Here is a 22061-nt window from a genome sequence, read left to right as displayed (position 1 = left end):
GATGGTTTGCCGGGCGTGCGCAGCCCGGCAAACCCCGTCAGGACGGCGGCAGGGCGGCCTGCAGCTCGGCAATCCGGGCCGGCCGCAGGATGTGCCCGTCGGCGAGCACGATCCACACGGTTCCGGTCTCCACGCTGCGGGCGGCGGCCACCGCCTCGCGCAGGGTGGTGGTCGGGCGCTCCCCGGCCTCGTCGCCGGGCCAGACGACGAGCTGCGCGGGCGCGTTCCAGTCGATGCGGGTCGGGTCGGTCATGCGCCGTGAACACCATTCCATTGCGGCCGGGACGGGGCGATGCCGTTGCGGAAGCGTAACGGAGGGCGGGGCGCTGCTGCCGAGAATCGAAACCCGCTCGCCGGGAGGGAGGTCGGCATCGAGCCAGACGAAAAAGTCTTCATCGGCACGGGACGGCGAAGCTGGTGCCCTATTCCCGTGGTTTCCGGAACGGGTCTTCCGGCGACCGTACCGTCGGTCGAGGACCGACGGGAAAGGGACGCCGCATCACGCCCCGGGAGAAGGTCGAGAATCGGGCTCGCAGCCGGACCGAGCCGGCTCACTCGACCCGGCGGACCACGGCGCGGTCGCCGTTGACGCGCTGCGCCCAGTCCCGGGCCCGATCCTGGCCCTTGAGGTCGACGAGCTTCGCCCCGCCGACATCGGCGCTGCGGAAGTCGGCCCCCGCCACGGTCGCGCCGGTGAGGTCGGCGCCCGACAGATCGGCGCCGGTCAGCGCCACGTCGGTGAGGTCGGCCCCGGTCAGGTTCGCGAAGTCGAGGCGGGCGCGGCCGAGATCGGCCCCGGTCAGGTTCGCGCCGGCGAGGTTCACCGAGACGAACACCGCCCGCATCAGGCCCATGGACTGGTTGCGCAGGTCCGCTCCGCCGCGCAGGCCGACGAGGGAGGCTCCCCGCATGGTTGCGCCGCGGAAGTCGCCGATCGGGACCGCGCGGCTGAGGTCGGCCCCGGTCAGGTTCGCCCCCCGGGCGGTGATCCCGAACATCCGGGCCCCGGCGAGCTTCGCGCCGGAGAGGTCGGCCTTGATGATCCAGGCCTGCTCCAGGTTGGCGCCGGTGAGGTCGGTTCCGCGCAGGTCGGCCGCGTTGAGCCGGGCGGTCCGGAGGTTCGCCCCCCGCAGGTCGAGGCCCGAGAGATCGAGGCCCGACAGCGCCCGGTCGGAGAGGTCGACGGGCCGGCCGGAGGCGCGGGCGATCAGCGCCTCGACGTCGGCGCGGCTCATCTCGGCCTTCGTCATCGCCGGGGAGGCCATGTCGGCGCCCAGCAGCATGTCCTGCTCGGCGGGGGCCGGGCCGGCGGCGAGGACCACCAGGACGGCGGCGGAGATCGCCATCGGGGCGAGGCGTCGCATCGTTCCCTCCCTGGGCCGATCCGGTTCGCCCGGCGGCCGATCGTTGGCGGGCGTGGTCGATCGCGCCCGGGGGACACGATAGCGCGCCCGGGGCCACCGGGAGGGCCGGCGCGCCCGCGTCACTTCGACCGCCCGGCGGCACGCCCCGGGGCGCGGTCAGGCTGCCTTGCGGCCGGCATGGCGGCCGATCGCGTCCTCGACCTCCCGGGCCGGGACCGGGCGGCCGAAGAGGTAGCCCTGCATCTCGGCGCAGGCGAGGAGGCGCACGGCCTCGCGCTGGGCTTGCGTCTCGACGCCCTCGGCGGTGACGGTCGCGCCGAAATGCGCCGCCATCCCGACGATCGCGCCGACGATCGCCGCGGTGTCGGGGTCGGCGATGTCGCGGATGAACGAGCGGTCGATCTTGATGCGGTCGAACGGAAACCGCCGCAGGTAGCTCAGCGACGAGTAGCCGGTGCCGAAATCGTCCAGCGCGATGCAGACGCCGAGCGCCTTCAGGCGCTGCAGGCAGGAGAGCGAGACGGGATCGTCCTCGACGAGGATGCTTTCGGTGATCTCGATCTCGAGGCGGGCCGCCGGTAGCTGCGCCCCGGCGAGCGCCGCCAGCACCGTCTGCTCGAGGCCGGGCTGGCGCAGCTGCAGCGCCGAGACGTTGACGGCGACCCGCAGCTCCTCGGGCCAGCGCGCCGCCGCGCGGCAGGCCTCGTGGAGCGCGAAGGCACCGAGCGCCACGATCCGGCCGGTCTCCTCGGCCAGCGGGATGAACTCGGAGGGCGGGACGAGCCCGAGCTCGGGATGATGCCAGCGCATCAGCGCCTCGAACCCGCACAGGGTGCCGTCCGCGCTGCGCAGGATCGGCTGGTAGTGCATCGTCAGCCCGCCGGTTCCCCCGAGAGCCGCATGCAGGTCGCGCTCGAGCCGTGAGCGGCGGGTGAGCGCCTCGTCCATCCCCGGCACGTAGTGGCGGAACGTGTTGCGACCCTCCGCCTTGGCCCGGTAGAGCGCGATGTCGGCCTTCTTGAACAGGTCGTCGGCATCGGTCTCGCCCTCCGCCAGCGCGATGCCGATGCTGATCCCGACCCCGGCCACCACGCCGCCGAGCGGGACCGGCCGCTCCACCGCGTCGATCAGGCGGCGGGCGATGCCCTCGACGCAGCGCCGGTCGTCGATCCCGTCGAGGATGATGGCGAACTCGTCGCCGCCGAGCCGCGCGATGGTGTCGGCGTGACGCACGACGCCGCGCAACCGGTCGGCGACGACCTTGAGGAGCGCGTCGCCCGCCGGGTGGCCGTAGGTGTCGTTGACGGCCTTGAATCGATCGAGGTCGCAGGCCAGCACCGCGACGCCGCCGCGCCGGTCCCGGGTTCCGGCGAGCCGCCCGCCCAGGCGCTCGCGGAACAGCACGCGGTTCGGCAGCCCGGTCAGGGCGTCGTGCAGGGCCATGTGGGCGATGCGCCGCTCGGCCTCGCGCCGCAGCGTGGTGTCGACCTGGAGACCGACCATGCGGACCGGCCGCCCGCCCTCCCCGGGGCCGTCGCGGCTCACCACCTTGCCGCGGGCGAGCACCCAGCACCAGGTGCCGTCGCGCCGGCGCAGGCGGTGCTCGCATTCGAAGACCGCGCTGCGCCCCGTCAGGTGCTCGTCGAGGAGCCGTCCCAGCGTCGCGGCCTCCCCCGGGTGGACGAGGGCCTGCCAGGTCTCGATCCGGCCGGGCAGCTCGCCGGGGGCGTAGCCGAGCATCGTCTGCCAGCGGTCGGACAGCCACATCGCCCCGGTGGTCAGGGTGAGGTCCCACAGCCCGTCGGTATCGACCGCGAGCGCCAGCCGCTCCTCGCTGACGCGCAACGCCGTCTGGCTCGCCCGCAGGGCCGCGTTGGCCCGCAGGGTGCGGTCGGCGAAGAGCGCCAGGACGCCGAAGCCCAGGATGCTGAGCATCACCGTGGTGATGCCGGCGGCGAGCACGAGGCGGGGCAGGATCGCCCCGGTCTCGACCGGCATCAGGTCGGGCACGATCTCCAGGGCGGCCATCGCGGTGAAGTGCATGGCGGCGACCGAGGCCGTGAGCACGCTCGCCACGACGAGGCGGGTATGGGGCCGGGCGCGACCGCCGTGGACCGCGAATCCGGCGGCGGCGAGGGCGCAGCCGACCACGACGGCGGCGAGCGCCAGCGGCTGGTCGAAGGCGAGCGTGCCGGGCACCTGGAGGCTCAGCGTGCCGACCCCGTGCATCGCCGCGACGCCGAAGCCGAGGATCAGCCCGGCGCCGAGCGAGGCGGCGACCCGGTTGCGGGCCCGGCTCGCCCCGAAGGCGGCGAGCACCGAGAGGACGGAGGCGGCGAGCGACAGGAGCGTGCCGTCGAGGCGGTAGCCGATGGTGAAGCCGGGGTCGTAGCCGAGCATCCCGATGAAGTGCGTGCACCAGATCCCCGCCCCGGCCGCGAAGCTCGCCACGACGAGCCAGACCCAGCGCCCCATCCCGACGGTGTCGAGGCTGTGCCGGTTGAGGCGCAGGGCCGTGTGGAGCGAGACCCAGCAGATCAGGCCGGCGAGCGGGACGACCCAGGCGGCGTGCTGGTCGACCAGGCAGGCGATCGGGCGGTACATCGGACGACCTCCGGGGGAGACGGGCGTGACCCGGCGCACGCGCGGGCGATCGGCCCGGCGCGGCGAAGGGGGGAAGGCGGGGGAAAGAGCGGCAGCGAGGGACCGTCGGGGCGGGAGACGACCGGACGGTGGAAGCGGGGTCCCGGCGTCACTGCACCAGGACGGCGCCGCCGCAGCGCGTGCCGGTGACCGCCACGTCGGCGGCACCGAGCTTCACGCCCGCGAGGCCGAGGATCGAGAACAGCAGGCTGTCGATCGGCCCCGCCGCGGCGCCGAGGATCCCGGTGACGAGACCCTTCGGATCGATGACGCCCGGAAGGGAGAGGCCGTTGACCTGGAGGTCGAGGTTGGCGAGCAGCGAGGCGGTCGCCGAACTGACGAGCGTCGTCGTCGACACGGTCCGGACGCGCCCGGCCCGGATGTCGTCGTCGGTGAAGGTCAGGGACCGGGTCGAGGCGCCGAGCTGCACGGACGACACGCCGGTGACGGAGAGGAGCGGCGCCCTGAGGATCGTCGCGGGGGCGGGAGCGCCGCGCGGGCTGCCGAGATCGAGGGCGTTGGTCGGGACGGCGCCGATCGACAGGGCGGCGATGCCGGTCGAGACGTCGAGCGTCGCGGTCCGCTCGCCGGAGGCGTTCCACGGGCAGACGACCGAGCGCAGCACGGCGCGGGCCGGCGCCAGCTCGATCATGATCGGCAAGGAGAGGTCGACGAGGCCGACCGGCCCGGGGATCGACAGCTCGACGAGGATGCGCTGCTGGGCCGTGCTCAGGCTGCCGCCGATTCCGGTGAAGCCCGAGGTGCGCCAGGCGTCGCCGGTGCGCAGCGAGACCGTCGCGCGCAGGAGGCCCGGGACCGCGGTGCCGAGGTCGAGCCCGACCTGGCGCCCGCCACTGGCCAGGAAGGCCGCCCCGCCGATCATGTCGAGGGCGTTGACCCACAAAGCCTCGCCGGTCTGCGCCAACGGCGTCGATCCGATCTCGCCCGCATTAAGCAGACCGGCGAGGCGCACCGAGGTCCCGGTGCCGCTCAGGGCAGCCGTCAGGGCGTTGAGGGCGGGGCGGGCGCCCGAGCCGCCGGCGGGGTCGGCGGCCTGCCCGAGGAGGGCGACGAAGTCCGACAGGCGCAGGCTGCCGGCCAGCACGTCGTCGAAGGTCACGGCCTGGAGGCCGAGCCGGGGGGCGGCGCCGCGCAGGAAGCTCAGGGCATCGACCCGTAGGCCGGCGAGGGCGCGGTAATCCATCAGCGAGAGCGACACGGTCGTGCCGAGCAGGCGCGACAGCAGCGCGTTGGCGATGCCGGCGTCCAGGCCGACGAGGCGCGAGCCGATGCCGAACGAGGCGAGCTCGGCCCGCCGGGCTGTCGCATCGCCGGAGACGACGAAGCTCGCGGGACCGCCGACGATCCGCGTGAAGGCGGTCCTGACCGTGTTGGCGAGGTGGATGCGCACGGCGTTGGGGGTGCTCGATCCCGGGGTGAAGCGGCGCGCGGGCGGGATCGTGCGGTCGGCGACGTAGGTGCCGGGGACGACCGTGACGTCGTCGGGGATGCGGTAGCCGTTGTCGACGAGGGCCCGCGTCGCCGCTGCCGCGCCGTCGCTGGCCCGGGCCGCCGCGAGGGCGGCGAGGTCGACCGCCGACTGGATGCAGCGCTTCTCGAGGTAGACGAGGCCGAGATCGACCCCGAGGCCGGCAAAGCCGCACAGCATCGCCAGCACCAGGGCGACGAGCGGCAGGAGCGCCCCCGCCTCGTCGGCACGCAGCCGTCCGAGCCGCGCCCTCACAGGCCGCCCCGGCGGATGCTCGCGGAGCGCGAGAGGGTCTGGGGCAGCGGCACCGAGCGGGGGAAGACGTTGAGAAGCGTCGTCTTCAGGTCGTAGCGCAGGGTGACGGTGAAGAGGTTGGGATCGCCGTCGTCGGGCTTCGCCTCGATGGTGACCGCGTCGGCCCGCAGGACCGAGCCGACAACAACACTACGTTGTGCCGCCGAGGTCGCGAGGGCGATCCGCTCGGCCGGATCGAGCCCCGCCACGGCTGCCCGCGCGGATTCGCTGGCCGCGGTCTGCAGGGAGTGGGCGACGCCGAGATAGCTCCCGAACGCAATGATTCCCAACAGCATGGCGAGGAGGGCGGGCGCCACGATCGCGAATTCGACCGCCGCCGAGCCCGATTGCTGCCGCGCGAACGCGGTCACGAGCCTACGTGATGCCGGCATGAGCAACTCCGGGTTGATCAACCTGGAATTGATTTGACGGCACGGAGGTTTCACATAAGTTAATGTCGTCAGTAAAGATCCGAACTTATCCGGTGCGAGACGGATTTGCGCTGCTTTCGCAGGCTCGCAGTACGCATCCGACCACGATCCGCCGGTAAACCGCCGGTCCGTCCGCAATCGGACGCGGCGTCCCGGGCGCGCTCACCGCCGATTGAATTGTCGAATAAGCCGAAGAAACGTTGTGAGGTATTTCACAGAGCAATCATCGTCCCGCCGAAACTGAAATAAAGGTTCTTCCACGTCGTGTTCCGACATGCACGAGCGGCATAATGGCGGTTTAACATGGAATAACGGCTCCAGTGTGGAGGAGGCGCCGTCGCCGGGCCATACTCCCGCATACTCTTGTCTTGCCCGATGACCCTGCGACCGCGGTCCGGCGTCGGGTCGACCCGCGACGCGACGTTGGCGTGCCCCCGGCAGTGCTTGCCTGTCCCACCCGTCAGATCGTAGCGAGGTGAAGGCGATCGGAGATCGCCGGCGATCTTCGATCGCGACCGGTCGGGGGTCTCGAAGGAGGGTCCCAGGGATCGCCGCGCCCACTGGATGTCTGCTTCGCAGTCGACCCATCTCGGATGGGCCGATGCCTCGGGACGAGGTCCCGGGTGACACAAGGTCGTCCGTTCGCATCGATCGGGCTGCGAGCCACGGTACCGTGCGGTCACCCCGCGATCGGGATCCGCTCCCGGATTTCGATTTTGCCGCATTTTCTTCGCCGAACCGGCATCCGGTTCGTCGAAAAAAATGCGACAAAACAATGACTTAGAGAGCGTCGCGATTGCAACGCGATCGTGAGTCGCTCTAACTCTCCAGGGTCTCGACCGGCAGGTCGATCGCGATGACGAGGCCCGTCGCCGCCCAGTCGTACGCGATGGCGCCGCCGAGCTGGTCGCGGGCGCTGCGGGCCGCTAGCACCGTGCCGAAGCCCTTCCGGTCCGGCGCCCGCTCGATCGGAGGACCGCCCTCCTCCCGCCAGCGCAGGCGGTAGGTGTCGCCGTCGCGCGTGCCGTCGATCCGCACCATCCCCTCGGGCACGGCGAGCGCGCCGTACTTCACGGCGTTGGTCGCCTGCTCGTGGACGATCAGCGCGAGCGCCGTCGCCGACCGCTCGCCGATCGCGGCCTCTGTGCAGCGGATCCGGATGCGGTCGGGCCCCGTCGCCCGGTAGGGGGCCAGGAGCTCGTCGAGCAAGCCCTGGACGGTCGTCGTCGCCCCGCCGCTCGCGCCGTCCTCGGTGACGTGGGGCCGCACGTAGTCGTGGGCGCGCGACAGGGCGTCGATCCGCTCGCGCAGCTCCCGCGCGTAGGGCTTGGCCTCCGGGTAGTCCCGGGCGCTCAGCGACACCATGCTGGTAACGACCGCGAAGATGTTCTTGATGCGGTGACTCAACTCGCGCGTGAGGAGGGCGCGCGCCTCCTCGTCCTGCCGGGCGGCGGTTATGTCGCGGAAGGTGCCGACGAGCTGGAGGCCGCGCCGCGCCGCCCCTTCCCCGGCGAACTCGACTTGGCCCATGGCGGCGATCCAGACCACCTGCCCGTCCGGCCGCAGCAGCCGATAGGCCGTGCGGTAGCCCCCGTCGCCGGCCGGATCGAACGCCGCCTGGACCAGGCGGTGGTTCTCGTCGCGGTCGTCCGGGTGCAGCATGGCGAGCCACTGCCGGTAGCTCAGCGGCGCCTCGCTCGGGAAGCCGATGATGCGCCGGCAGCGCGGCGAGCCCTTGAGCGTGTCGGCCTCCAGGCTCAACCACCACAGGCCGAGATCCGCGGCCTCGACGGCGAGCTCGAGCAGGTGGGCGCTCTCCTCGAGCTGCGCGCTCAGCGCTGCGGGGTCGGTGGTGTGTGGCGGCACGGGCAGGATCGCGGATGGCGTTACGGCGGCACCGGTCTACAGGCGCGGCCGGCGCGAGGCGAGACGCCGCGGCGTCGCGCCTCGATCCGGTTCACGGTGAGGCGCCGGACCGGCACGGGTGATCCCGCGGGGACGGCCCGGACCCGGTGCAGGTGCGGCGCGAAGTTGTGCAACCGGAGTTGTGCTGTCCCAATTGACGGACAGCAACCTGTCTGCATAATCGGACAGGTCAGGGCGTGACGGATCCGATGGCGATCCACTTCCCGCAGCTGGCGTGCAAGCCACGAGCCAGGGATGGCCCCGTGACCTCCGCGATCGAACCCCACAAGGCGCGCCGGCTCTACCTGCTGCTGCGCGACCAGATCATCAGCGGCCGGCTGGCGAGCGGTGCCCGGCTGCCGGGCGAGCCGGTGCTCGCCGCCGAGCACGGCCTGGCGCGGGTCACCGTGCGGCGCGCCCTCGACCTCCTGGCCAGCGAGGGGCTGGTGCGCCGGCGTCCGGGCTCTGGCACCTTCGTGCAGGCGCCGGCCGGCCCCCGGCCGGTGGTGGCCGACCTGCCGAACCTGCTCTCGGGGCTGATCGCCATGGGGCGGGCCACCGGCGTGCGGCTCCTGTCGTTCGAATACGTCGCGGCGCCCGCCGCCATCGCCGAGGCGCTGCTGCTGGAGCCCGGCGAGCGGGTGCAGCGCTCGGTGCGGGTACGCCTGATCGACGGCCAGCCCTTCTCCTACCTCACCACCCACGTCCCCGAGCGGGTCGGTCTGTCCTACTCGGAGGCCGATCTCGCGGCGACGCCGCTCCTCTCGCTGATGGAGCGCTCCGGCGTCGTCGCCGACCGGGCGACCCAGGCGATCGGCGCGACGCTCGCCGGCCCCGAGGTGGCGGGCGCCCTCGACCTCGAGGTCGGCTCGGCGCTGATCGAGCTGACCCGCGTGGTGTTCGACCCCTCCGGCCGCGGCGTCGAGCACCTGCACGCGCTCTACCGGCCCGACCGCTACGCCTTCCAGATGGACCTCGTGCGCACCGGCGATGCCGGCGAGCGGCGCTGGACGCCCGCGGTGCCGCGCCCGGTCAAATCCGAATCCACCCGCCGTCCCGCCCACAGGAGGCCCGCCCCGTGACCTCGATCCTCGCCCCCTCCCGCCGCGCCGTCCTGCGCACCGGCCTCGCCGCGACCTCGCTGGTGGCGATGCCCGCGATCCTTCGGGCGCAAGGGGCGTCCGTGAAGCTCGGCATCATCCAGCCGGTGACCGGCGCGCTCGCCAATGACGGCGACCTGGGCAAGCTCGGCGCCGAGCTGGCGGTCCAGGACATCAACGCGGCCGGCGGCCTCAAGGCCCTCGGCGGCGCCAAGCTGGAGATCGTCTTCGCCGACAGCCGCTCGAACCCCGAGACGGCGGCGCAGGAGACCGAGCGCCTGAACGGCGAGGGCGTGGCGGCGATCGTCGGCGGCTTCGGCAGCGGCCTCTGCGCCACCGCGAGCCAGGCGGCCTCGCGCTACGACCTGCCCTACCTGATCGATGTCGGCGTCGCCGACCAGCTGACGAAGCGCGGCCTCAAGAACACGTTCCGGTTCTCGCCGAGCTTCGGCATGGTGACGAAGAGCGCGCTGGAACGCCTCGTCGCCCTCAACGACGCCGCCGGCAAGCCGGCCCGCACCGTCGTCATCGTGCACGAGGACGGGCTGTTCGGCTCCGGCCTCGCCAAGCTCCTCCAGGCCGAGCTGCCGAAGCTCGGCTTCGAGATCCTCGAGACCGTCTCGCATCCGAGCCCGGCCCGCGACATGGCGAACGTCGTGCTGCGCATCCGCTCGCTCCAGCCCGATCTGGTGATTCCCTCGAACTACTACGGCGAGTTCGTGCTGCTCGCCCGCACGATGCTCCAGCAGAGGGTCCGCCCGAAGGGCATCTACGCGATCCTCGGCGGCGGCGCTTCCTCGCTGCGCTTCGTCAAGGAGTTCCCGCAGGCGGCCGAGGGCGTGATGGATTGCAACCACTGGCCCGATCCGAAGAACCCGCTGACGGCCGAATTGCGCAAGCGCACGGAAGCCGCGGGCCGGGCCTTCGCCTACAACGTGCCGATGAACTACTCGGCGGTGCGCCTGATGGCCGAGGCGATCGAGAAGGCCGGGGCGCCCGACCGCCTCAAGATCATCGAGGCGCTCTCGACCCAGAGCTTCTCGAGCGGCGTGATGCCCTACGGCCAGTCGAAGTTCGACACCGGCCAGAACACCAGCGCGCTCCCGCTCAACACCCAGGTCCAGGGCGGCGACGTCAAGGTGATCGCCCCGGAGGCCTTCGCGGAGACCAAGGCCAACTTCCCGCTCAAGGCGTGACGATGTACGCGCCCCAGATCCTGATCGAGGCGGCCCTCAACGGCCTGATGACGGGGGCGGTCTACGCCCTCATCGCCCTCGGGCTGACCCTGGTCTACGGGGTGCTGCACATCATCAACTTCGCGCACGGGGCGCTGCTCACCGTCGCGATGTTCGCGGTCTGGGGCGCCTTCGCTCTGGTCCACGTCGATCCCTATTGGGCGATGGTCGGGATCGTGCCCTTGATGTTCGGCCTCGGCTACGGCCTCCAGCGCTTCGTCATCGGCCCGGCGAGCCACGGCAACGACAACAACGTGCTGCTCGTCACGCTCGGCCTGTCGATCGTGCTGGAGAACGGGCTCCTCGCGCTCTTCCGCTCCGACACCCGCGCGCTCGATTCCGATGCCGCGCTCCAGGTGATCGAGCTCGGGCCGCTCCTCCTCTCGACGCCGCGGGTGATCGGCTTCGCCGCCTCGCTCGCCGTCACCGGCCTGCTCTGGCTTGTCCTGAACCGCACCGACACCGGCCGGGCGATCCGGGCGGTGGCGCGGGAGAAGCTCGGCGCGCGCCTCGTCGGCATCGAGGTCGATCACGTCTACGCCGTCACCTTCGGCATCGGCTGCGCCTGCCTCGCCGTCGCCGCCTGCCTGTTGATGCCGACCTACTACGTCAACCCGCGCTCGGGCGCCGCCTTCGTGCTCGTCGCCTTCACCATCGTGGTGCTCGGCGGCATGGGGTCGATCGCCGGCGCTCTCGTCGGCGGCCTGATCATCGGCGTCGTCGAGAGCTTTTCCGGCCTGCTGCTCGGCGACAGCCTCGGCCAGATCGGCATCTTCCTGATCTTCATCCTGGTGCTGCTGGTGCGCCCGACCGGCCTGTTCGGAGCCCGCGCATGAGCGCCCGCGACCTCCTGCCCGCGATCCTCGCCCTGGCCCTGCTCGCCGCCCTGCCCTTTCTCGGGCTGTCGGGCAGCGTCCTCAACTTCCTGGTCACGACGCTGATCATCGCGCTCGCGGGCCTCGGCTGGAACGTGCTCGGCGGCTTCGGCGGCCAGTATTCCTTCGGCCACGCCGCCTTCTTCGGCACCGGCGCCTACGCCACCGCGATCCTGCAGATGAAGCTCGGCTGGAACGCCTGGGGGGCGCTCGGGGCGGGAATCGGGCTCGGCGCGCTCGTCGGCCTCGCCATCGGCTACTTGAGCTTCCGGGCTGGGCTTCGCGGCTCCTACTTCGCGCTCGTCACCCTGGCCTTCGCGGAGGTCTTCCGCATCCTGGCCAACGCCGCGGACTTCACCGGCGGGGCGGCCGGCCTGCTCCTGCCCCTGCGGCCGGGCCTCGCGACCCTGCAATTTGCCGACCGCAAGCTTTTCTACCTCCTCGTCCTCGCCTTCGTGGGCGTGGCGCTCCTGATCTCGCGCTGGCTCGAACGCTCGCGCTTCGGCGCCCACCTCATCGCCGTGCGCGAGAACGAGGAGGCGGCCCGGGCGCTCGGGGTCGACGCCCTCGCGGTCAAGCTGCGCGCGATCGCGCTCTCGGCGGCGATCACCGGGGCGGCCGGCGGGCTCTACGTCCAGTCCTTCCTCTACCTCGATGCGGGCGTCGCCTACGGCACCTGGATCTCCGTCGAGGCACTCTTGGCGCCGATCGTCGGCGGCATCGGCACCGCCTTCGGGCCGCTCGTGGGAGCGCTCGCCCTGCAGGGCCTCGGCGAGGTCACCAAGCACCTCGCCGGCGGCATCCCGGGGGTCGACCTCGTGGTGTTCGGCGCCTGCCTGATCGCCGTCATCGCCTTCGCGCCGCAGGGGCTGCTCGGCCTGCGTCCCTTCCGCCGCCGGCGCAAGGCCCGCGGCGAGCGCACCGTCCCGGTGGGAGCCTGACCCGATGCTCGCCGTCGATTCCCTCACCAAGCGCTTCCAGGGCCTCGTCGCGGTCGATCACGCCTCGCTCGCGGTGCCGGCCGGCTCGATCACCGGGCTGATCGGCCCGAACGGCGCCGGCAAGACCACCCTGTTCGGGATGATCTCGGGCTTCCTCACCCCGAGCGAGGGCCGGGTGCTGTTCGATGGTGCCGACGTCACCGGCGAGGCGCCGCACCTGCGGGCGCGCCGCGGCATCGCCCGCACCTTCCAGATCGTCCAGCCCTTCGCCGGGCTCACGGTGGCCGAGAACATCGCGGTCGGCGCCTATCTGCGCCATCCGAAACGCGCCGACGCCGTCGCCAAGGCCCGGGAGGTCGGGACCCGGGTGGGCTTGCGCGACCAGCTCGACAAGCCGGCCTCCGACCTCACGGTCGCCGGGCGCAAGCGCCTGGAGGTCGCCCGGGCGCTCGCCACCGAGCCGCGCCTCCTCCTCCTCGACGAGGTACTGGCGGGCCTCAACCCGTCCGAGATCCGCGACATCCTGCCGGTGGTGCGCTCCATCCGCGACGGCGGCGTCACCATCCTGATGATCGAGCACATCATGCAGGCGGTGATGACCCTGTGCGAGGAGGTCTTCGTCCTGGCGCAGGGGCGGATGATCGCCTCGGGGCCGCCGCGGCAGGTCTGCGCCGATCCGCAGGTGATCGAAGCCTATCTCGGCAAGGGCGCGGCCGCCCGCATGAAAGCCGAAGAGGCCGTCGATGCTTGAGGTCTCCGGGCTCCGCGCCGGCTACGGCGCCACCGAGGTCCTGCGCGGCCTCGACCTCTGCGTGCAGCCGGGCGAGATCGTCGCGGTGCTCGGCGCCAACGGCGTCGGCAAGACGACGCTCAACAAGGTCCTGTCCGGGGTCGTCTCGGCGCGGACCGGCACGATCCGCTTCGACGGCCAGGCCATCACCAACGCCTCGGCCTCTGCCATCGTCGAGGCCGGGCTGATCCACGTCCCGGAAGGCCGCAAGATCTTCCCGAACCTGAGCGTGCGCGAGAACCTGGTGCTCGGCAGCTACCGCCGCGGCCGGGCGCGGCGCGCGCAAAACATCGAGCGGGTCTTTTCCACCTTTCCGCGCCTGCGCGAGCGGGCGGCCCAGGCCGCCGGCACGCTCTCGGGCGGCGAGCAGCAGATGCTCGCCATCGGCCGCGGGCTGATGGCGGAACCCCGCCTCCTCATCCTCGACGAGCCCTCGCTCGGGCTCTCGCCGCTCCTCGTCGAGGAGATGTTCACGCTCGTCCGGACCCTCAACCAGGAAGGACTGCCGATCATGCTGGTGGAACAGAACGTGGTGCAGTCGCTCGACCTCGCGACCCGCGCCTACATCCTGGAGAACGGCACCGTCGCGCTCGAAGGCGAGGCCGCGACGCTCGCCGCCGACCCGGCCCTGCGCCGCACCTATCTGGGGCTCTGAGCCATGGGCATCGTCACCCCCGGCATCGTGCCGGCCACCACGCTGATGGCCGAGCCCGTCCCCGCCTGGCTCGGGCGCTGGACCGCCTTCGCGGCCGACCTCCAATTCTCCGACCTGCCCGAGGCGGCGCTCGACCGCGCCCGCCTCGTCCTCCTCGATTCGCTCGGCGTCATCGCCGCCGGGATGCGCGAGCCGGAGTGCCGGGCGCTCGCCGAGCGGCTGGCCGCCCGCCGCACGGGCGCGGCCCCGGCGATCGGCAGCGGCCTGTCGCTCGATCCGCGCGACGCGGCCTTGGTCAACGGGGCCGCGGGCACGACGCTGGAGCTCGACGAGGGCAACCAGTACGCCCGCGGCCACCCGGCGATCCACGTCGTCCCGGCCGCCCTCGCGGTCGCCCAGGAAGTGAAGGCCTCCGGCGCCGACCTGATCGCGGCGCTGGTCCTCGGCTACGAGATCGGCGCGCGGATCGGCATCGCCTCGAAACTGCGGGTGACGATGCACCCGCACGGCACCTGGGGCACCGTCGGCGCGGCGCTCGCGGTGGCGAAGCTGCATGGCGCCGATGCCGCGATGATCGGCCGGGCGATCGGGCTCGCCTCGTCGCTGGGTCTGAGCACCAGCCGGCGCACGATGCTGGAGGGGGCGACCGTCCGCAACACCTATGCGGGGTTCTCCAACCAGCTCGGGCTCACCGCCTGGGACCTCGCCGAGAGCGGCTTCCTGCCCGAGCGCGACGGGATCGGCACGGTCTATGGCGGCATCCTCGCCGACGATTTCTCCGCCGACGCGATGGTGGAGGAGCTGGGGACCCGCTGGGAGATCGCCCGCAACTACTTCAAGCGCCACGCCGCCTGCCGCTACACCCACGGCGCCCTCGACGCCCTGGCGCAGATCCGCGCTGAATCCGGTCCGCTCGACCCGGATTCCGTCCGCTCGGTCGAGGTCGCCACCTACGTCTGGGCGGCGCAGCTCGACCACCCGGCGCCCGAGACGATGCTGGCGGCGAAGTTCTCCCTGCCCTTCGCCCTCGCGGCGGCCCTGGTGCGGGGCGAGGCGAACACCGACGCCTTCCGGGACGAGGCGCGGGCCGACCGCCGCATCCTCGCGCTCGCCCGCCGGGTGATGGTGCGGGAGGACCCGGCGATGACGGCGCAGCTGCCGTCCCTGCGGCCCGCCACCGTCACCCTGACGCTGGCCGACGGCCGCAAGCTCTCGGCGAAGGCGCTCACCAACCGCGGCGACACCGAGGACCCGTACTCGGCCGACGACGTGCGGGACAAGTTCCGGGCGCTCGCCGGGCCGGTCTGGGGAGCGGAGCGGAGCGAAGACATCATCCGCGCGGTCGCCGGGATCGAGAAGGCGGAGAGGGTCGGGGCGTTGCTGGCGCTGGTGGCGTGAGACGCGCTATCTGGATACCTAAATAATATTACATTTTTGGCAAATATATCCCGCCGATAAATTCGGAAAACTCTCTACTGCATTCAGAACGGCAATAGCATACGCGCTCCCCTCCCCCTTGTGGGGAGGGGCTATGGGGATCGAAGATCCCACGTGGGGGTGGTGCCGCGTAGGGCGCGCGCTTCATCCGGCACCACCCCCACCTCCGACTCCTCCCCACAAGGGGGAGGAGAGGTGCCCCGCCTGCGGGAAGAGGGGAAGCGCGCACCACGAACGTGATGAAACCGAACGAGGAACACCCCGCGTCATGTCCCTGAAGTCCCGCCTCGCCGAGGACCGCGTCCTCGTCGCTCCGGGCGTCTACGACGCCCTCACGGCCTCGCTCGCCACGGATGCGGGATTCGAGGCCCTGTACCTCTCGGGCGCGGCCATCGCCTATACGCGGCTGGGCCGGCCCGATATCGGCCTCGTCGCGATGACCGAGGTCGCCGAGACGATCACGCTGGTGCGCGACCGGGTGGCGACGCCCCTCGTGGTCGATGCCGACAACGGCTACGGCAACGCGCTCAACGTCGAGCGCACCGTGCGGCTGTTCGAGCGGGCCGGCGCCAGCGCGATCCAGCTCGAGGACCAGAGCTACCCCAAGCGCTGCGGCCACCTCCAGGACAAGACCTTGATCGGCCAGGGCGACATGGTCGGCAAGATCAAGGCGGCGCTCGACGCCCGCGTCAGCGCCGAGACCCTGATCGTCGCCCGCACCGACGCGGTGGCGGTCGAGGGCTTCGAGCGCGCCATCGAGCGGGCGCAAGCCTATGCGGAGGCCGGGGCCGACGTGCTGTTCGTCGAGGCGCCCCGCTCGGCCAACCAGCTCGCCGAGGTCACGAAGGCCCTCGGCCACACCCGCCCGCTGCTCGCCAACATGGTCGAGGGCGGCGACACGCCGCTGGCCTCGGCCGCCGATCTCGGGGCGCTCGGCTTCCGGCTGGTGATCTTCCCCGGCGGCATCGTCCGGGCGCTCGCCCGCACGGCCCAGGCCTATTACGGCTCGCTCGCCAAGGCCGGCACCAACACGCCGTTCGCCGACCGGATGTTCGATTTCGGCGAACTGAACGCGCTCATCGGCACGCCCGAGATGCTGGCCCGCGGCCGCGCCTATGAAGGAGCGGGACAATGACCCCGATCGATCCCGTCACCCTGGCGGTGCTGAAGGGCCGCCTCGAGCAGATCGCCGACGAGATGGACGCGACGCTCTACCGTTCGGCCTTCAACCCGATCATCGCCGAGGCCCGCGACGCCTGCCACGGACTCTACCACGCCACCACCGGCGACACCCTGGTCCAGGGCACCAAGGGCCTGCCGATCTTCGTCGGCGCCATGGCGTTCGCGGTGAAGGCGGTGATCGCCAAGGTCGAGCGCGAGGGCGGATTGGTGCCCGGCGACACCTTCCTGTTCAACGACCCCTATAGCGGCGGCACCCACCTCAACGACTTCCGCCTCGTCCGCCCGGTCTTTCGCGATGGGCAGCTCTTCTGCTGGCTCGCCTCGGTCGGCCACTGGCTCGACATCGGCGGCAACGTGCCGGGCGGCTACAACCCGAAGGCGACCGAGAGCTTCCAGGAGGGCGTACGCTTCCCGCCGGTGAAGCTCTTCTCCGCCGGGCGCCTCAACCAGGACATCGTCGATATCCTGGCCGCCAACACCCGCGTCCCGACCTCGAACTGGGGCGACCTCAACGGCCAGCTCAACGCCCTCGATCTCGGCGAGCGCCGCTTCACCGCGCTCCTCGACGAGTACGGCGACGCCACGGTCGATGCCGCCTTCGCGGCCTTCTCCGACCGGGCCGAGGCCCTGATGCGCGCCGCGATCCGGGCCCTGCCGGACGGCCATTACGGCTTCTCGGACGTGCTCGACAACGACGGCATCATCGACGAGCCGCTGACCATCGCCCTCGACCTCACCATCGAGGGCGACAGCATGGTGCTGGACTTCTCGCGCTCCTCGGCGCCGGCGCAAGGCCCGATCAACATCTCGCACGCGACGACCGTGGCGGCCTGCTACGTCGCGTTGAAGCACGTCTTCACCGAGGTGCCGGCCAATGCCGGCTGCCTGCGTCCGATCACCTTCACGGTGCCGGAGACGACCCTGCTGGGGGCCGGCGCCCCGAAGCCGATGGCGGGCTACACCGAGACGATCCTGCGGCTGATCGGCGTGGTGCTGGGCGCGCTGGCCGCCGCCGATCCGGACCGGGCGACCGCCGCGCCCTTCGGCACCATCAACGCGCTCTCGCTCGCCGGCCACCGGGCCGACGGCTCGCGCTGGGTGATGTTCTCGTTCTTCGGCGGGGGCCTCGGGGGCAACCCCGAGACCGACGGCCTGAGCCACGCCAACAACCCGATCTCGACCGCGACGATTCCCCCGGTCGAGATCCTGGAGGCCGCCTATCCCGTGGTCTTCACCCAGTGGGCCTTGCGGCCCGACAGCGCCGGGGCCGGCGCCCATCGCGGCGGGCTCGGCGCGGTCTACGAGATCGAGACCCTGACCGATGCCGACGTGTTCCTGCTCGGCGAGCGCGGCAAGGTGGCGCCGTTCGGCGTCAAGGGCGGGCAATCCGCGGCGCTCAACCGCTTCGGCTGGCAGACGCAAGACGGCTGGGCGAGCCCGCCGATGGTCTCGAAGGTGACGGATGTCCGCATCAAGGCCGGCGAGCGGGTGCGGCTCGAGACCCCCGGCGGCGGCGGCTTCGGCCACCCGGCCGAGCGGAACCGCGACGCCCTGCGGCGCGACCTGCGCCTCGGCTACGTGAGCCCGGAGGCCGCCGCCCGCGACTATGCCCTGACGACCGGAGACGAGCAATGACCCCCCGTGCCATCGTCGGCGTCGATGTCGGCGGCACCTTCACCGACCTGTTCTACTACGACGAGGCCGCCGGCCGCTTCCAGACCGGCAAGGTCCCGTCGAACCGCGGCGATGAGGCGGTGGGCTTCCTCGCCGGCCTGAAAGGCTTCGGCCCGGTCGCCGGCCTCGCCTCGATCGTTCACGGCACCACGGTCGGCACCAACGCGCTCCTGGAGCGGAAAGGAGCCCGGATCGGCCTCATCACCACGCGCGGCTTTCGCGACGTGCTGGAGATGCGCCGGCGCGACCGGCGCCACACCTGGGGCCTGTGGGGCGATTTCGTCCCCGTGGTCGACCGCGACCTGCGGCTGGAGGTCGACGAGCGCACGCTCGCCGACGGCACGATCCGGGAGGCGGTGAACCCGGATCAGGTGGCCGAGGCCGCCCGCGCGCTGATCGCCAACGGCGCCGAGGCCCTGGCGATCTGCTTCGTCAACGCCTACGCCAACCCGGAGAACGAGCGGGTCGCGATGGAGGCGGCCTCCGCCGTGTGGCCGAACGCCAACGTGGAGCGCTCGTCCGGCATCCTGCCGGAGATCCGCGAGTTCGAGCGCACCTCGACGACGGTGCTCAACGCCTATCTCCAGCCCGTCGTCGGCAGCTATCTCGGCAAGCTCGACCGGGCGCTGGAGTCGGAGGGGTTCGAGGGCCGCTTCCACATCGTCCAGTCGAACGGCGGCGTGATGTCGACCGCCACCGCCCGGCGTCTTCCCGTCCGCACCGCCCTGTCGGGGCCGGCGGCCGGGGTGATCGCGGCCGCCGCCATCGCCAAGGAGGCCGGCTTCCCGAACGTGATCACGGGTGACCTCGGCGGCACCTCCTTCGACGTATCGCTGGTGGTCGAGGGCGAGACGGCGCTCGCCGCCCAGACCACCATCGATTTCGGTCTCGTCATCCGCACGCCGATGATCGAGATCAGCACGATCGGCGCCGGCGGCGGCTCGATCGCCCATGTCGATGCCGGCGGCCTGCTCCAGGTCGGGCCGGAAAGCGCCGGCTCGCGGCCGGGCCCGGTCTGCTACGGCCAGGGCAACACCCGCCCGACGCTCACCGACGCCAACGTGGTGCTCGGCCGGATCAACGCCGAGCGGCCGATCGGCGGCGCGCTGAAGCGCCTCGACGTGGAAGCCGCCAAGGCCGCGATCCGGGAGCACGTCGCAGGCCCCCTCGGCCTCGACGTGATGGCGGCGGCCGAAGCCATCGTGCGGGTGGCCGACGGCAAGATGGCCGGGGCGATCCGCCTCGTCTCGATCGAGCGCGGGCACGACCCCCAGAAATTCGCCGCGGTGCCGTTCGGCGGCGGCGGGGCGCTGCATGTCGGCGCGCTGATCAAGGATGTGGGCCTGCGCGGGGCGCTGGTGCCGCGCTATCCCGGCGTCACCTCGGCCCTCGGCTGCGTCATCGCCGATATCCGGCACGACCAGGTCCAGACCCTCAACCTGTCGCTGGCCGGCCTCGACGCCGCCGCCCTCGACCGGCGGATGGTGGCGGAAGCGCAAGCCGCCCGGGAGGTCGTCGAGGCCGCCGGCCTCACGGTGTCGCGCATCGACACGGTGTTCGAGCTCGACATGCACTATGTCGGCCAGACACACACCGTGGCGGTGGCCCTCCCCGTAACGGTCGAGAACGGCACCACCGGCGTCACGGTGGCGATCATCCAGGAGGCGTTCGAGGCGGCCTACCGCACCTCGTTCAGCCGCCTGCTCCCGGGGTTGGGCACCCGGATCGTCAACCTGCGCACCGCCGCGATCGGCCGGCGGCCGCATTTCGATCTCGCCGCGCTCGCGCCGGGGGCGGATGCGTCGCTGGAGGCCGCCCGCACCGGCAGCCGGCCGGTCTGGTTCGCCGGCGCCTGGCACGAGGCGGCGGTCTATGCCCGCCTCTCGCTTCCCGTCGGCGCCGAGATCCCCGGCCCGGCGATCCTGGAGCAGCCGGACGCCACCACGGTGGTCGATCCCGACCTGACGGCGCGGGTCGACCGGCTCGGCAACGTGGTCGTCACCCGCACGGGAGCTCCCGCATGAGCCATGCCCCGATCCCGATGGAGCGCACCGCGCTGCTGATCTGCGATCTGCAGAACGACTTCCTGCATCCGGACGGCGCCTATGGCCGGGCCGGTCAGGCGGCACCCGAGATCGCGGCCGTGCCGGCGACGGTGCGCCCGCTCGCCGAGCTGATCCGGGCGCGGGGCGGCTTCATCGTCTCGACCCACTTCACGCTGGTGCCGGGCAAGGGCGGCGAGCCGATGATCTCGCCCCATCTGCGCGAGCTGCGGCCGTTCCTGCGCAAGGGCGATTTTCTGCCCGGAGCCTGGGGCCACGCGCTGGTGGACGAACTCCAGCCCGCCGACCTCACGGTCGAGAAGGTCGCCTACTCGGCCTTCTACATGACCCGGCTCGAATGGGTGTTGCGCAAGGCGGGAATCGAGCGGCTGCTGGTCTCGGGCATCGTCACCAACGGCGGCGTCGCCTCGACGGTGCGCGACGCCCATGTCCGCGACTTCTCCGTGACCGTGCTGTCGGATGCCTGCGCGGCGTTCTCGCCCTCCGTGCACCGGACCGCGATCGACGCGCTCAAGCCCGTCTGCCGAGTGGCGGAGGTCGCCGAGATCCTGGCGGAGCTGTCCGCATGACGATCGAATCCGCCAAGGGAGTCGCCTTCGACATCGAGGTCCCGGTCGCGGTGATCGGCGCCGGCGCCGCCGGGCTGGTGGCGGCACTCGCCGCGCACGAGGCCGGGGCCGAGGTTCTGGTGATCGAGCGCGATCCCGTGCCCCGCGGCTCCACCGCCCTCTCGGCCGGGCTGGTCCCGGCCCCCGGCACCCGCTGGCAGCGGGAGGCCGGCCTGGAGGACAGCCCGGCCTTGTTCTCCGCCGACATCATGGCGAAGGCCAAGGACGAGCCCGATCCGGCCCTCGTCGCGCGCCTCGCCGGCAGCGTCGGCCCCGCCCTCGAATGGCTCGCCGATCGCCACGGCCTCCCTTTCTCGGTCATCACCGATTTCCGCTATCCGGGCCACTCGGCGAACCGCATGCACGGCCTGCCGAGCCGGTCCGGCGAGGAGCTGGTCGACCGCCTCGCCCGCGCCGTCGAGGAGGCCGGCATCCCGATCCTGTGCGAGGCCGCGGTCGACACCCTCTACGCCGAGGACGGCGCCATCCGGGGCCTCGGCCTCGTGCGGCCCGACGGCTCGCGCGAGCGCGTCGCCTGCCGGGCGCTGGTACTGGCCTGCAACGGCTACGGCGGCAACAAGGCCCTGGTGGCCAAGCACGTCCCGGACCTCTCCGGCGCGCTGTATTTCGGCCACGAGGGCAACCAGGGCGACGCGCTGCTCTGGGGCGCGGCGCTCGGTGCCGCCACCCGCCACCTCTCGGGCCACCAGGGCCACGGCTCGGTGGCGCATCCGCACGGCATCCTGATCACCTGGGCGACGGTCACGGAGGGCGGGTTCCAGGTGAACGCGGAGGGGCGACGGTTCTCGAACGAGAGCAAGGGCTATTCCGAGCAGGCGGCGGAAGTGTTGCGCCAGCCCGGCGGGAGCGTCGTCACGGTGTTCGACGCGCGCATCGCCGGGATCGCCCGCCAGTTCGAGGATTTTCGGAAGGCCGAGAGCGCCGGGGCGATCGTCGAGGCGGAGACCATCGCCGAGCTCGCCGCGCGCCTTCACCTGCCGGAGGATGCCCTGGCGGCGACCCTGGCCGAGGTCGAGGCGCTGAAGCGCGACGGGGGGCGGGATGGCTTCGGGCGCTCCTTCGCGGGCGTGCCGGCGCTCGGGGCGCCCTACAGGGCGGTGCGAGTGACGGGGGCGTTGTTCCACACCCAGGGCGGCCTCGTAGTCGATGACGACGCGCGGGTTCTCACGGAGAACGGCGCCGCGATCCCGAACCTGTTCGCCGCGGGCGGGGCGGCCTGCGGCGTCTCCGGGACGGGGCCGGGCGGGTATCTCTCGGGCAACGGGCTGCTGGCGGCGGTGGCGCTCGGGCGCATCGCAGGCCAGGCGGCGGGGGCGACGGGGGTTTGTTAGATCAAAGCGCCTCACCATCTCCC

18 protein-coding genes are annotated in these 22061 nt (G+C 72.2%); 12 read left to right on the top strand and 6 right to left on the bottom strand.

Features of this window, described 5'->3' with window-relative positions; all coding sequences use genetic code 11:
• Nucleotides 1–37: 37 nt before the first annotated feature.
• From V3T34_RS09315 to V3T34_RS09290, 6 genes are all read right to left on the bottom strand, one after another.
• Nucleotides 38–253: a hypothetical protein gene (locus V3T34_RS09315; protein ID WP_305078104.1), complete on the bottom strand. Its 216-nt coding sequence runs from the start codon at nt 251–253 to the stop codon at nt 38–40.
• A gap of 298 nt (nt 254–551) precedes the next feature.
• On the bottom strand, nt 552–1364 hold the full coding sequence (locus V3T34_RS09310; RefSeq protein ID WP_305078105.1) for a pentapeptide repeat-containing protein: 813 nt from the start codon (nt 1362–1364) through the stop codon (nt 552–554).
• Nucleotides 1365–1520: 156 nt separating this feature from the next.
• Nucleotides 1521–3968, bottom strand: coding sequence for a bifunctional diguanylate cyclase/phosphodiesterase (locus V3T34_RS09305; RefSeq protein WP_305078106.1), 2448 nt, complete (start codon nt 3966–3968; stop codon nt 1521–1523).
• 148 nt (nt 3969–4116) lie between these two features.
• A complete protein-coding gene (locus V3T34_RS09300; protein WP_305078107.1) occupies nt 4117–5751 on the bottom strand; it encodes a pilus assembly protein TadG-related protein in 1635 nt (544 codons plus the stop codon).
• The gene (locus V3T34_RS09295; protein WP_305078108.1) at nt 5748–6161 is read right to left on the bottom strand and encodes a TadE/TadG family type IV pilus assembly protein; all 414 of its coding nucleotides are present in this window, start codon (nt 6159–6161) and stop codon (nt 5748–5750) included. The genes V3T34_RS09300 and V3T34_RS09295 overlap by 4 nt, the downstream gene beginning before the upstream one ends.
• A gap of 879 nt (nt 6162–7040) precedes the next feature.
• The gene (locus tag V3T34_RS09290) at nt 7041–8087 is read right to left on the bottom strand and encodes a sensor histidine kinase (protein WP_305078109.1); all 1047 of its coding nucleotides are present in this window, start codon (nt 8085–8087) and stop codon (nt 7041–7043) included.
• 302 nt (nt 8088–8389) lie between these two features.
• Between V3T34_RS09290 and V3T34_RS09285 the strand changes: the two genes are divergently transcribed.
• The 12 genes from V3T34_RS09285 (at nt 8390) to V3T34_RS09230 (ending at nt 22038) form a co-directional block, all read left to right on the top strand.
• Nucleotides 8390–9208 (top strand): GntR family transcriptional regulator, encoded by an 819-nt coding sequence (locus tag V3T34_RS09285; RefSeq protein WP_091885294.1) that lies wholly within the window; start codon nt 8390–8392, stop codon nt 9206–9208.
• Complete coding sequence (locus V3T34_RS09280; RefSeq protein ID WP_060845735.1) at nt 9205–10422, top strand: ABC transporter substrate-binding protein; 1218 nt, start codon at nt 9205–9207, stop codon at nt 10420–10422. Before V3T34_RS09285 ends, V3T34_RS09280 begins: the two co-directional genes overlap by 4 nt.
• 2 nt (nt 10423–10424) lie before the next feature.
• Nucleotides 10425–11297 carry a branched-chain amino acid ABC transporter permease gene (locus V3T34_RS09275; RefSeq protein WP_060845734.1) on the top strand — a complete coding sequence of 291 codons (873 nt, stop codon included), beginning with the start codon at nt 10425–10427 and terminating at the stop codon, nt 11295–11297.
• Nucleotides 11294–12277 carry a branched-chain amino acid ABC transporter permease gene (locus tag V3T34_RS09270; protein WP_305078110.1) on the top strand — a complete coding sequence of 328 codons (984 nt, stop codon included), beginning with the start codon at nt 11294–11296 and terminating at the stop codon, nt 12275–12277. Before V3T34_RS09275 ends, V3T34_RS09270 begins: the two co-directional genes overlap by 4 nt.
• Before the next feature lie 4 nt (nt 12278–12281).
• Nucleotides 12282–13028 carry an ABC transporter ATP-binding protein gene (locus tag V3T34_RS09265; RefSeq protein ID WP_060845732.1) on the top strand — a complete coding sequence of 249 codons (747 nt, stop codon included), beginning with the start codon at nt 12282–12284 and terminating at the stop codon, nt 13026–13028.
• Complete coding sequence (locus tag V3T34_RS09260; protein ID WP_060845731.1) at nt 13021–13722, top strand: ABC transporter ATP-binding protein; 702 nt, start codon at nt 13021–13023, stop codon at nt 13720–13722. The genes V3T34_RS09265 and V3T34_RS09260 overlap by 8 nt, the downstream gene beginning before the upstream one ends.
• Before the next feature lie 3 nt (nt 13723–13725).
• Nucleotides 13726–15120, top strand: coding sequence for an MmgE/PrpD family protein (locus V3T34_RS09255; protein ID WP_060845730.1), 1395 nt, complete (start codon nt 13726–13728; stop codon nt 15118–15120).
• Between the two features lie 307 nt (nt 15121–15427).
• The gene (locus tag V3T34_RS09250; RefSeq protein WP_305078111.1) at nt 15428–16294 is read left to right on the top strand and encodes an isocitrate lyase/PEP mutase family protein; all 867 of its coding nucleotides are present in this window, start codon (nt 15428–15430) and stop codon (nt 16292–16294) included.
• The gene (locus tag V3T34_RS09245; protein WP_305078112.1) at nt 16291–17976 is read left to right on the top strand and encodes a hydantoinase B/oxoprolinase family protein; all 1686 of its coding nucleotides are present in this window, start codon (nt 16291–16293) and stop codon (nt 17974–17976) included. The genes V3T34_RS09250 and V3T34_RS09245 overlap by 4 nt, the downstream gene beginning before the upstream one ends.
• Nucleotides 17973–20039, top strand: coding sequence for a hydantoinase/oxoprolinase family protein (locus V3T34_RS09240; RefSeq protein ID WP_305078113.1), 2067 nt, complete (start codon nt 17973–17975; stop codon nt 20037–20039). The genes V3T34_RS09245 and V3T34_RS09240 overlap by 4 nt, the downstream gene beginning before the upstream one ends.
• A complete protein-coding gene (locus tag V3T34_RS09235; RefSeq protein WP_305078114.1) occupies nt 20036–20647 on the top strand; it encodes a cysteine hydrolase family protein in 612 nt (203 codons plus the stop codon). Before V3T34_RS09240 ends, V3T34_RS09235 begins: the two co-directional genes overlap by 4 nt.
• Nucleotides 20644–22038 carry an FAD-dependent oxidoreductase gene (locus tag V3T34_RS09230; protein WP_305078115.1) on the top strand — a complete coding sequence of 465 codons (1395 nt, stop codon included), beginning with the start codon at nt 20644–20646 and terminating at the stop codon, nt 22036–22038. The genes V3T34_RS09235 and V3T34_RS09230 overlap by 4 nt, the downstream gene beginning before the upstream one ends.
• Nucleotides 22039–22061 lie beyond the last annotated feature (23 nt).

Origin of the sequence: Methylobacterium ajmalii, assembly GCF_036448855.1 — a bacterium.
Lineage (GTDB): Bacteria > Pseudomonadota > Alphaproteobacteria > Rhizobiales > Beijerinckiaceae > Methylobacterium > Methylobacterium ajmalii.
This window is presented reverse-complemented; position numbering and strand designations above follow the sequence as displayed.

Coding starts and splice junctions, on each gene's coding strand:
- V3T34_RS09315 (WP_305078104.1), bottom strand. CDS start 253: ATGACCGACCCGACCCGCATCGACTGGAACGCGCCCGCGCAGCTCGTC.
- V3T34_RS09310 (WP_305078105.1), bottom strand. CDS start 1,364: ATGCGACGCCTCGCCCCGATGGCGATCTCCGCCGCCGTCCTGGTGGTC.
- V3T34_RS09305 (WP_305078106.1), bottom strand. CDS start 3,968: ATGTACCGCCCGATCGCCTGCCTGGTCGACCAGCACGCCGCCTGGGTC.
- V3T34_RS09275 (WP_060845734.1), top strand. CDS start 10,425: ATGTACGCGCCCCAGATCCTGATCGAGGCGGCCCTCAACGGCCTGATG.
- V3T34_RS09270 (WP_305078110.1), top strand. CDS start 11,294: ATGAGCGCCCGCGACCTCCTGCCCGCGATCCTCGCCCTGGCCCTGCTC.
- V3T34_RS09265 (WP_060845732.1), top strand. CDS start 12,282: ATGCTCGCCGTCGATTCCCTCACCAAGCGCTTCCAGGGCCTCGTCGCG.
- V3T34_RS09260 (WP_060845731.1), top strand. CDS start 13,021: ATGCTTGAGGTCTCCGGGCTCCGCGCCGGCTACGGCGCCACCGAGGTC.
- V3T34_RS09255 (WP_060845730.1), top strand. CDS start 13,726: ATGGGCATCGTCACCCCCGGCATCGTGCCGGCCACCACGCTGATGGCC.
- V3T34_RS09250 (WP_305078111.1), top strand. CDS start 15,428: ATGTCCCTGAAGTCCCGCCTCGCCGAGGACCGCGTCCTCGTCGCTCCG.
- V3T34_RS09245 (WP_305078112.1), top strand. CDS start 16,291: ATGACCCCGATCGATCCCGTCACCCTGGCGGTGCTGAAGGGCCGCCTC.
- V3T34_RS09240 (WP_305078113.1), top strand. CDS start 17,973: ATGACCCCCCGTGCCATCGTCGGCGTCGATGTCGGCGGCACCTTCACC.
- V3T34_RS09235 (WP_305078114.1), top strand. CDS start 20,036: ATGAGCCATGCCCCGATCCCGATGGAGCGCACCGCGCTGCTGATCTGC.
- V3T34_RS09230 (WP_305078115.1), top strand. CDS start 20,644: ATGACGATCGAATCCGCCAAGGGAGTCGCCTTCGACATCGAGGTCCCG.